This is a genomic window from Candidatus Neomarinimicrobiota bacterium, from assembly GCA_016784545.1.
GTDB lineage: Bacteria > Fidelibacterota > UBA8477 > UBA8477 > JABMPR01 > JABMPR01.
In genome coordinates, this window is record JADHUM010000081.1 from 1 (window position 1) to 11,718 (window position 11,718).

An 11,718-nucleotide genomic window follows, 5' to 3' on the forward strand; every position below is an offset into this window, starting at 1 on the left:
CAAGCCGTCCCTTGCCAGACTTTACCAAGATGCATACCGAGCTGAAGAAGAAACATGTAACCCGTTCCCTGTTATGGGAGGAATACCGTGAACAACATCCCGACGGGCTGGGTTACTCCCAGTTCTGTGAGCACTACCGCCTCTGGTCAAAGAAGGTGAGCATCAGTATGCGTCAAGTGCATAAAGTCGGCGAGAAGATGTTCGTTGATTATTCTGGGTTAACCATGGAGGTCATTGACCCAAAGACAGGAGAGATCAGCAAAGCAGAAGTCTTTGTAGCGGCCCTGGGAGCCAGTGGCTACAGTTATGCTGAAGCCAGTATGAGCCAGAAGAAGCACGACTTTATTAGCTCGCATGTCAGAGCCTTCCAGTTCTATGGTGGTGTGACCGAAGTACTGGTACCAGATAATTTAAAATCAGCTGTGACAAAATCGAACTGGTATGATCCTGATATCAATGAGAGCTACCAGGATATGGCCGATCATTATGGTACGGTGGTATTACCAGCCAGACCTGTTAAACCCAAGGATAAATCCAAAGCTGAGCTGAGTGTCAAGCTGGTTCAACGCTGGATACTAGCCAAGTTGAGGCACCGACAGTTCTTCAGCCTTCATGAGCTCAATGAGGCTATCTGGGAACTGCTGGAAGATCTAAACAACCGCAAGATGAGACATCTTAACAAGAGTCGGCGTGAGTTGTTTGAAAAGCTGGATCAGCCCGCTCTGAAAGCCTTACCGAGCAGAACCTATATCTATAGGGACTTCAAAGACTGCAGGGTGAATATCGATTATCACATCCAGTTGGAAGGTGATTACTACAGTGTACCCTATCAGTTAGCGGGAGAAGTGGTGGGTGCCCGTTACTCTTCGACCACAGTAGAGATCTACCACAAGGACAAACGGGTTGCCATGCATGCACGTGGTCCTGGTAAGCGAGTAGCCGCTACCAAAACAGAGCACATGGCAAGTGCCCATCGGGCCATGGCAGAATGGACACCTTCCAGGATCATTGGCTGGGGCAAGAGTCATGGTCCTTCTACAGGAGCACTCTTTGAAAAGATCATGTCAGAGAAGCCTCATCCTGAAATGGGCTTTCGGACCTGTCTGGGGATACTATCCAGAGCTAAGGGACAGGATAACTTCCGTATTGAAGCGGTCTCAAAACGTATGCTTGAGTTACGGCTACTCAGAGTGAAACACTTCGTGAATATCATGAGCAACAAGAGCTATGAGCACCCCATCCCTGAAACCATAAACATTTATACCCCTGAAGACCATCATGAGAATGTGCGTGGTCAGGGTTATTACGAGTAGGGGTGATAAGATGATAGACCACACACTCGATCAGATCTCACAGCTGAAACTTGCAGGGCTGAAAGCAGCTCTACTTGAACAGATGGAACAACCCAACCACTATACTGAGATGAGCTTTGAAGAGCGACTCTCATATCTTATCGATAGAGAGGTCCTGGACCGAAAGAACCGGAAGACCAAACGAATGCTCCGAGCTTCCAAAATGAAGTACAAGCCCATCTTCTCTGAAGACATTGATTATCAAGCTGCTCGTAACCTCAAGAGATCAGTAGTGAAAAGCTTGCTGCAAAACAACTGGATACAGCAACATCAAAATGTCGTTATCACTGGTCCAACTGGGACAGGCAAAACCTATCTGGCTTGTGTCCTAGGTAATCAGGCTATCCTTTCCGGGTACTCAGTGTATTACACCAGAATATCACCGCTTGTCTCAGATATAGCTATGGCCAGAGCTGAAGGGATTTATCCCAGGTTGATGAAACGGTTGACTCGTTTTGATCTGTTAATCCTGGATGACTTTGGACTCTCATCACTGACAACGGGGCAAGCGCAGGAACTACTGGAAGTAATAGAAGAAAGGACTGGGGCTGGCAGTAATATCTTTACCAGCCAGCTACCTGTAAAAGAATGGTACAGCTACTTTAACAACCCGACTCTGGCAGATGCCATAATGGACCGGGTAATACACAATGCTCACCGATTAGACTTGAAAGGAGAATCCATGAGAAAGGTTAAAAACAGGGTGGCGCTTTCGGACACATCGACTTAAACTAGACAGACCTGAACAGGGGCGAATCCGGTGTCCGAAAGAAACCGGAATAGGTGTCCGAAACTTCCGGAATAACCAGATTATTTGAGAATATATTTAATTGACTTAAATATTTAGGGGTCGCTTATGAATTCAATTTATCAAAACCGTCTAATAACTTTGATTTTGTTACTATTGTTTGGTTCTTTCACATTGAATGCAGAAGACATATTGGTCACTTCGTTTGAAACCAATACAGTTGGAACCATCCATGGCCAGGGTGATTGGGTTCTCGAGGATGGTGTAGCAAATATCACAACTACCGCGGAGATGGTTCATTCTGGTTCTCAGAGTCTTAATTTCATTGCCGATAATCAGCAACTTGTTGTTCATAACATAACCTTCGAGGGGAATGAACAGGGTGTGAGCGGTATCGTTTATCTTGATATGTTTGTTAAAATAACTTCCATGGCAATCAAGGATTTTGCCATTAGTGGATACGACCTGTTTGGTGGGGGCAGCGAAAAGCGGACCTTCGTCATGGAGTTTGATACACCTGAAGGGACATCGGGCTCAGCCCAAATGTTTAATGGCGGCTCAAGACTGTATCTCGGCAATTATAATTTTGATGAATGGAATCGTCTAAGCGCCCGAATAGACTATATAAATGCTGGATATCAGGTGATCTATAATGGATCAGAGGCTGTCTCTGGATCATTCCGAGAGACCTATACACCAACCGCTTCTGGCACCAGACCAGCTGGTATTAAGGAATATCACGCCCTCCGTTTTAATCTGGGATATGATAGTGCAACTGGAAGTGTAGATGCTGCCATTGACGATATTTATATTGGTACAACGCCAATATCTGATGTAGAATTCCCCGAACTTATCATCACCCGTACCCTGGAATATGTCCAACCTGAAATAGGCTCAATATCCGTTAATCCTGATCTTGATGAATATCCAGACAGCTCTGAAGTGACTGCGACCCTGTGGGTCCCTGAGGGATACTTGAATTCTGGGTGGACTGGTGACCTCTCAGGTACCGAGTTGGTCAAAACCTTTTTAATCACCAGCGATATGGAGTTTAGCGCCAACGTTTCTGTTGATCCAAATAACCCGCCAGTTCAGTACACGGTTACCGTCAATCAGCCGACCTATGGAACCATTACACTTTCACCACCTGGCGGTCTCTATTATGATTATACGAATGTTACGGCGATCCTGGATGTGCCCACCAGCTTTATGAATCAGGGTTGGACAGGGGATCTTTCAGGAACTGATCTTGAACAGACCTTTGTGGTGCACAGCAACATGACAATTGGTGCAGTGATTGTCTATGACGATACACCGCCAACAATATATGAAGTTTCCACTGCCTCTGCATTTGAGGACATCTGTGAGAGCAATGATTTACGACCTGGTGACATTATTGAGCTGGCAGATGGTCAATATGATACGGGTGGTATCTCTATGGAAACCTCAGGTACTTCCAGCGAACCTATAATCATTAGAGCCGCAAATATTGGAGGTGCAGTGCTTGCCGGGGAGTCCTATTTCACACTGAGGAGATCAGAATACATCACTATTGAGGGATTCCATTTTACATCGGATCGCTACACTGTCATCAAACTGGAGGCTTGTAATAACATCCGCATTACCCGCAATACATTTCAAATCACTGAGACTGAGGGTCAAAATGGAAAGTGGGTTTATATTGGTGGTGTTTGGGATGAGCCGGACCGTCTCAGTCATCACAACCGTATTGATCACAACATATTCCGGGATAAACATCAATTGGGTAATTTTATTACCATCGATGGCGGTGATAATGTTTCACAGAATGATCGTATCGATCACAACTACTTCTACAATATTGGTCCACGTCATGATAATGAAATGGAAGCAATACGGGTAGGGTGGAGCCAGCTCTCGCTCACAGATGGGTTTACGGTCATTGAGTATAACCTTTTTGAAGATTGTGATGGTGACCCTGAAATAATTTCTATCAAAAGCTGTAAGGATACGGTCAGATACAATACGATAAAGCGGTCCCAGGGTACGGTATCACTACGACATGGAGATGGTTCAGTGGTTCATGACAATTTTTTCCTGGGAGATGGCAAAGAAGGCACTGGTGGTGTCCGGGTCTATGCCCGCAACCACAAAATCTATAATAATTATTTTTCAGATTTAACTGGTTTCCGTTGGGATGCAGCCATCACACTCACAAATGGTGATACTGACACAGGTTCCCTCAGTGCACACTGGCGAATTGATAATGTGGCTATTACCCACAACACGCTGGTGAATAATTATTCCAACATTGAAATTGGATATGGGCGCTCTGACAATTCATGGAACCGTGAACCACGGAATGTCACCATGGCAAATAATCTTGTGGTTGGAAGCCAGAAAGATCTCATAGAGATAATCAATGAGCCGACTAATTTTACCTGGAGTGGTAATATCATGTTCCAGGAGGGTGCATTTGGAATCGGGATGGAAGCTGAGGCGAGTGAAATCAATACCATCGATCCTATGCTTACCAATGCAAATATTGATAGTCTTTGGTTGCTCAGCGAAAGCAGTCCTGCCAGGGATGCTGCTCTGGTTGATTATTTGAGTATCTCTCAGGATATTCAAGGGCAACAAAGGTCTGGTGTCAATGATGTTGGTGCCGATGAATACGAGGTATCGACAGTGTATCGTCATCCCTTGACAGTTGATGATGTGGGTCCAAATGCATTGGAAACCGTTTCAGTTAGTCCTGAAGTCCATTTTCTGCCTGAGGCATTCCAGCTTCTCAATGCCTATCCAAATCCCTTTAACCCGTCGACAACATTAGAATATTCACTATCCCAAACGACCAACGTACAGCTTTCTATTTACAATATTTTAGGGCAACAAATCGAAAGCTTGATCGACGGTCAGCAGGAAGCTGGTGTGCATTCAATCCAGTGGGAAGCAAGGAGTCATCCTGCAGGAATATATCTTGCTATCCTCAATAATGGATATGAGTTAATAACCATAAAGATGGTTCTAATTAAATAGTTTACAGATCTGATTGATTAAAAAAAGGGTAGTGATTCACTACCCTTTTTTATTTCAATAAAATAAATATTATTCCCAGCTTATTCCAAGCAGGAGAGCAAAATCTTCAGCCAGAAAGTCGGGAAACATCCCATTTGCAGTTGGGTCGCTCCAACCACTCAGCCAATCAGCATATGAGGTAGCGGCCCATAAAACATCTGGAGCGGCATATTCTCCTGTTCTTTCCAAATAATCTATGGCAATATTTCCATCAATAGTAAGACTGGCACCTGTGGTAATAAATCCATTCCAATGAAATGAGATTTCAGGGAAATTGTGGAGTTCATCAGAATATTCTCCGACGGTGAGCAGAAATTCAGCCCACAGATCCCATATTGCTGGAGGTAAATCACTCTGATTTGCTGTCAATAAGTTGAACGACAAGAACCCTAGAGTAACGGTTGCGCTGGTGTCACTAATACTTTCATTATATTCAATATTAACGGAAATAGGAGTATTGTTGAGTCCAGCTAATTGAACCTGAGTCTCTTCAAAACTGATTTGTTCGTACAAAGTAACCTGATTGTAGTTGTAGGCTGTGGTTGTACTCATTGTATAAGGTGGCAGCAACGTTTTTGAATCAGCTACTGGATTGAGGTAATATTGTGAAATATCTATGGAGGCACTTGCCTCTATAGTATAGTCACCCCGCTCATCGGCATAGGCATACACAATGGTTGTAGGTCCCGATAATGCGGTTGTGAGCATATCCAGACTTGTCTGTATTTGTGATGATTCAGATTGGGTAAATTGAACGAAAAGATGACTCAGCTCAGTCATTTCAGCATCTACCATGGCAAGGACTTGCTCAGCCCGATCAATAGAAGACAGTGCAGATGCATGGGCTTCGCTGAGCAGGGTGGCTCCATCGCTATTCAGAGTGCCAAATGTTGAGCCTAGAGTTAATCCGGAAATAATGGCAGATGGATCACTCGTGTCCAATTGATAATTGTAAGCTGTCAAGGTCTTGAAGAAACCCTGGAGCGCAAACAGGGATGACTCCATTGCTATAATATCAGTCATATCTATCTGCAGACTTGTACCCAGAGTGTAAACAAATACTGGATTGTCATCAAGAGAATCCAGAGATGCCAGACCTGCATCAACCATGGGCAGTAGAGTGCTATTCACCTGAGCCTGAAAATCATTAAAGGTATCCAGTGATTCAAACTTCAATCGGGCAAAAGACAGTGGCGTTTCAAAGTATGCAGCAATCATTCCTTTTACTCTGGGAATTGAGAGAGGGAGTCCAAATCCATATCCCACAGGATTTGCTGAGGCTCCTGCATCATCAAAAGGGGCAATTACTTCCACACTTGATCCAAAAATATCGTTCATAAGCGTCTTTTGAGATAAAATAAGAAAACTGGTAAACCCGAGACCAAAATGGGCATCCTGATTACGCCAATCCAATTCAGAAGCTTCCATATAGAACCCATGTGGTTCGCTTAAATCAATACCATTAAGAATGGTTTGAGCAGAATCGGGATCAGCTGTTAGCAATCCTCCAATTAAAGGAAGCAGGGATGCATTTGCATCTGCAACAAGAACGATTGCGGCTGCAGAATCCTCTGGGGACACTTCATTGTCATTATTGATATCCTCACAATTGGTGACAAATAGGATGATTACACTTAATGATAATATGAATCGTAGTGCAGTTCTTTTCATTTTGATCCCCTCCCGAGGTTAATAGTGTTCATGTCGTGAAGATAATTTTTCACATTGTAATGCTAATTGAGCTTGAACACGTCAGTTAATGCATGTGATATACATCCTTTTTTAACAAATAACCAGTTGAATGACGCATGTAGCGAGGTGTTCATTTGCTCTCCCTATGCACAACGGTGGCTGCAGCCTGCTGTGTGGGAAAAATAATCATATCAGCAATTTGGACATGGGTTGGCCTGGAAGCGGCAAATACTACTGCTTCAGCGATGTCTTCTGCCACCAGCGCTTCAAGTCCCTGGTAAACGGCCTCAGCCTTCTTGGAATCGCCTTTAAATCTTACCAGACTGAATTCTGTATCCACAAGTCCAGGTGAGATGGCCGTAACACGGAGCGGGGTAGAGACAAGGTCCATTCTGAGACTTTTTGTCAGAGCATCCACGGCATGCTTGCTGGCACAATAGACACTTCCTCCCGGGTAAGCTTCATGACCAGCGATAGACGATATATTTATCACATGTCCCTGTGCCCTTGCCACCATATTTGGAACAACGGCTCTAATCATATTCAAAATACCTTTGACATTGGTATCCAGCATAACATCAACGTCATCACGAGGTGTTTCATGCGCCTTTTCAACACCCAGCACCAGTCCGGCATTATTTACCAGAACATCTATATTTTTTAATGAATCGGGCAATGTGGAGATCAGACTTTCAACAGCAGATCCATCTCTCACATCGAGACCCAGTGCAAAAACCTCTATCTTATATTTTTTTTGAAGTCTGATGGCCATTTCACGCAATCTCTGTTCACGTCTTGCCGTGAGGATCAGATTTGCACCTTGCTGGGCAAACAAGTGGGCACATGCTTCGCCAATCCCGGCGCTAGCTCCTGTTATTAAAATATTCTTCCCTTGTAGACGGTTTATCACTGAGTTGTTTCCTTATGCGAGTTCTTGAACAGTATCAATATGACCAAACTACAAAAAATACCAGGATAGAATGGCTCAAGCCCCCAAAAGTAATTCCATTCATCTATTTTTCCAAAAAGGAACCAGAGAAACGACACCAGAGGGGGGAGGGTCAAATTAAGCAGGGCTGCACGACTGGAGAGTGGTTGTTTAAATATGCTCAGGAGTGTTGGAACCAGAAGTGCTGGAATCGATATGGAACTAAAAGTGTACCATAGATCAATAACAGATGGCATCCAAATGGCCGTGATAATTCCCATTAACAATACAATCACCATACTCGCTTTAATGAGCGCATTGGTTGAATGTTTTTTAAAAGCAGGATATCCAGAGAAAATATCCTTTCCCAGGGTGATCCCGGATACCAGGGTGTTGCTATCCAGGGTTGACATGACGGTAGCCAAAATTCCAACATAAAACATTCCTTTGAGACCGACTGGTAATACTGAATTTGCAAGAACTAGAAATGCCTGTGAGGGAACCGTGTTGGAGGGGAGGTAGGAAAAGGCATAAAGACCTGTAAGCGTTGTCATGAGATCAAAGAGAAACCAGAAGAAAACTGCCCAGAGGATACCATGTTTTGCAATCCCTTGTGTGGTGGTTGCATAAACCCTTTGATGGAAGCCTGGATCCACCAGAGTCCAGGAGCCAATAAAAAACCAAACCAGTATATATCCAAAGCTCTTACCACCTGTGAGGGATGTATGTGACTCTGGTAGGGATTGCCAGAGTTCAATGGGGTTCATATACCTTCCACCTAACACAATCAGAATAACCGCAAACCCTGCAAACATGAGCATAAATTGCAGCTTGTCAGTTTTAATTACTGAGGTCAAACCACCATTGAGTATATAAAACAGAGAAAATACGGCGCCCGCTATTATGGCAATAACCAGATTCATGCCCAGAAAAAAGTTCAGTATCAATCCCAGAGTCAATATGTAAGGAGCCGGACTAGCAAGCAACAAGACCCAGACTGAAGCAAGCCTTCCCGCATTTTTGCCATAGTCCGAAACCAAAATTTCGGGAAGTGAGTTTACTTCAAGGGATCGTGCTCTTTTGGCAACGAGCAGGGCAAAGGCAATTCCAAAAACATAATAGGGGAGTCCAAATATGACCCAATTGGATATACCGTAGGTCGTACTGTACTCGCTGACACCTAGAATCCCACCGTACCAGGTTGACACCAATGTCATCACGAAGGCAGGCAGGGTCAGTTTCCGACCCATGACCATGTAATTACTGGTTGAATCAGTCCGAGTCTTGTATAATCCGACAAATAATACTGCGGCGAAGTAGACCGAGATTATACCAATATCAACTAAATGTATATTCATAAGTATATCTCGTTAACTATTGATACACAGTGATATAGGCATATCCTGAACGTATTCTGAATGTGGGGTCATCCTTAATCGTTACATTACTTTGACTAATAAAGCTGTCAGAATGATCGCACTCCTCAATTTCCCACTTGAGACCCTCTGAATGCAACCCTGAAAAATCAGCAATGGGCAAAATGCTCAAAGTAGAGCCCTTCTTGACCGGCAGGTCGAAATTAGATTGTGGGGTAATTCTCTCAATTATTTCCAGCGAGAAATCTGTGCTGTATGAAATTTCGTTTTTGAAAATGATCCTCACCGAATTATCAATTGATGCACATAGGTGCAGGTTATTAAGGAAATGATCCGCTCGGGCACCTCCAGCTCCAAGGAATATCAATGACTTCACAGAGTGCGATTCAAACACATACTGGAGCGTCTTCTGCAAGTCTGTGAGGTCCTGGTCTGGAAGTGAAATGACTTCAACATCATCGGTCGTTACCAACTCGGCTGAATCCAAATCCCCGAGCACAAGATCCGGTTTAAGTTTATGTTTTCGAAACACATTAAATCCACCATCAACAGCTAAAACAAGATCTGCTGTTTGAATTTCAGTTTTAAGTAGTGTTTTGCTTGGAGGGTTTCCGGCTAGTACGATTAAGATATTCATTTTGATTAATACTTAAAGTAGCTGTTCCCAATAAACTCTCGTAATATTGAAGTTCCAGGAACGTGTCTATCTGGGATTGTGTGGAAGAGGGACAGTAGTGTAATAAGTCTATCCCTGATTGTGTTTTTAGAAGCTGCCTTTAATAAAGGGAGTGCGTATCTCTTGAGTATGGATAGCTCATATATAAGTGCAGAATTAAACATCATGTCAGCCTGTTCTTGAAATGGAAATATATTACTTAGTTCTCCATGTCGGACAGAGTTCCACCTGCCAATGGTGTCGTCGGCACTATATCCACGGTACTTATGATCTCGGACAATCCTGCGTATGAGCCGTCCATCGGATGTAGAAACGGGATGAGTATTATCAATGTTAAGCTGCGTTAATGCACTTATATACACTCGATAATACCTATTAGATGCCATGCCCTCGTGAATGAGGGGGTTTAATCCATGAATACCCTCAAAGATGAGTACTTCATCTGGCTCTAGTGCCATGGTATCTATATGGATCTCTTGTTTCCCATCCACAAAGTTATAGCTGCGCTTATTTACAGCCTCACCGTTAACAAGTTGATTTAATTCTCGTCGCAGAGCTTCAAGATCGATGCAGCTCACATTCTCAAAATCCAATGTACCATCTGCTTGAGGTGGAATTTTATCTCTATCTAAAAAATAGTTGTCCATTGAGAGGTACTTCGACTGTATCCCGTTTACTGCAAGGTGAATGGCGAGCCGTTTCGTAAATGTTGTTTTGCCAGAGGAGGAGGGACCGGCTACGAAGATCACCCGGCTTCCATCTCGATTACTAATATCATCTGCAAGGGCGGCAATACGTTTCTCATGCAGTCCTTCGGCAACCCAGATAACCTGTTTAAAGCCCTTCTCCATAATCTGTTTGTTAAGATCGTAGATGGATGATACCTTGAGAATCCTGCCCCATCGTTCATGTTCCTTCATCATGCCAAATAGTTTTGGTGAATCAGAATATTCGATGAGATCATTCCCATTCTCACCTATCCGCAGCAGGAATCCTCTATCATAAGGCATGAGTTCAAATTTGGGAAGTGCAGATAGATCAAGATTGGTAAATTCATAAGAGGCTGATATATGGTTTGCCAGTATGAGAACAGGTGGTCGCAATGTGCTTATCCTGGGTGCCAACAAGTGCTTCCAATCCTCAGGTTTTGCTGCCCTAATCTTGATGTGCCTGGATTCTGTCTGTAGTTGAAGCATTGTTTTATAAATCTGGCTCAACGCATCAACAGACACCCCTTTCTGTTCTTTTAAAATACAAAAATACCCATCCCCAAAAGAATGATCGATAATGAGTGTCCTCTGGCTACCATAGATTGATTTTATGGCAGCTGACATGAGGAATACTACCGCTCGTGTTTTATGGCGGTATGATTCGAACTGATTGCTCATCGCTCGCCGGTCTTTTTGATGATATGATATCCAAACTGCGTTGAAATGGGTTTGGAGGGTCTACCTCTACCCATTTTCCTGACTGCTTCCTCGAAAGGCTTCACCATCTGGCCTGAGCCGAACCATCCCAAGTCCCCACCTTTTGATTTGCTGGGACAAGTGGAGTATTCTTTGGCAAGCTGCTCAAAGCGAGCACCCTTCTGTAGCTGTTTAAAAATATCTTCGGCTAAACTTCTATTTTTGACCAGTATATGGCTGGCTCTCCACTCCACAATTGCTCCTTACATATTCAATATTAAGACAGAATGCAAGATAGAGAATTCTATCAATGAATCAACTCGGTTATTCTTGTATATATCAGAGCCCTGATTCCGATATAAAGCCCAGTTAAAGAGTTTTGTCTGATACATTTGATCAAAAAAGTTTGTGGGTTCACGATATCTGATTATCAGCGATCTTTAGATGAACAGTTTCCTTTCTGTTAAGTAATATGTCTCATAA

9 protein-coding genes are annotated in these 11,718 nt (G+C 43.5%); 3 read left to right on the plus strand and 6 right to left on the minus strand.

Annotation, left to right across the window (positions count from 1 at the left end; translation table 11 throughout):
- From ISR87_14570 to ISR87_14580, 3 genes are all read left to right on the plus strand, one after another.
- Positions 1-1,313 (plus strand): IS21 family transposase (locus ISR87_14570; protein MBL7026664.1); only part of this gene is annotated, 1,313 nt, incomplete at its 5' end.
- Positions 1,314-1,323: 10 nt separating this feature from the next.
- Positions 1,324-2,082, plus strand: coding sequence for an ATP-binding protein (locus tag ISR87_14575; protein ID MBL7026665.1), 759 nt, complete (start codon positions 1,324-1,326; stop codon positions 2,080-2,082).
- 126 nt (positions 2,083-2,208) lie between these two features.
- The gene (locus ISR87_14580; GenBank protein ID MBL7026666.1) at positions 2,209-5,118 is read left to right on the plus strand and encodes a T9SS type A sorting domain-containing protein; all 2,910 of its coding nucleotides are present in this window, start codon (positions 2,209-2,211) and stop codon (positions 5,116-5,118) included.
- 69 nt (positions 5,119-5,187) lie between these two features.
- Here ISR87_14580 and ISR87_14585 read toward each other — a convergent pair whose 3' ends face one another.
- From ISR87_14585 to ISR87_14610, 6 genes are all read right to left on the minus strand, one after another.
- Entirely contained in the window at positions 5,188-6,828 is a 1,641-nt protein-coding gene (locus tag ISR87_14585; GenBank protein ID MBL7026667.1) for a hypothetical protein, read from the minus strand.
- 151 nt (positions 6,829-6,979) lie between these two features.
- Complete coding sequence (locus ISR87_14590; GenBank protein ID MBL7026668.1) at positions 6,980-7,756, minus strand: SDR family NAD(P)-dependent oxidoreductase; 777 nt, start codon at positions 7,754-7,756, stop codon at positions 6,980-6,982.
- A complete protein-coding gene (locus ISR87_14595) occupies positions 7,756-9,135 on the minus strand; it encodes a sodium:solute symporter family protein (protein ID MBL7026669.1) in 1,380 nt (459 codons plus the stop codon). Before ISR87_14595 ends, ISR87_14590 begins: the two co-directional genes overlap by 1 nt.
- 16 nt (positions 9,136-9,151) lie before the next feature.
- On the minus strand, positions 9,152-9,790 hold the full coding sequence (locus ISR87_14600; protein MBL7026670.1) for a thiamine diphosphokinase: 639 nt from the start codon (positions 9,788-9,790) through the stop codon (positions 9,152-9,154).
- Between the two features lie 5 nt (positions 9,791-9,795).
- On the minus strand, positions 9,796-11,163 hold the full coding sequence (locus tag ISR87_14605) for a nucleoside kinase (GenBank protein ID MBL7026671.1): 1,368 nt from the start codon (positions 11,161-11,163) through the stop codon (positions 9,796-9,798).
- 50 nt (positions 11,164-11,213) lie between these two features.
- Positions 11,214-11,492, minus strand: coding sequence for a peptidyl-prolyl cis-trans isomerase (locus ISR87_14610; GenBank protein MBL7026672.1), 279 nt, complete (start codon positions 11,490-11,492; stop codon positions 11,214-11,216).
- Positions 11,493-11,718 lie beyond the last annotated feature (226 nt).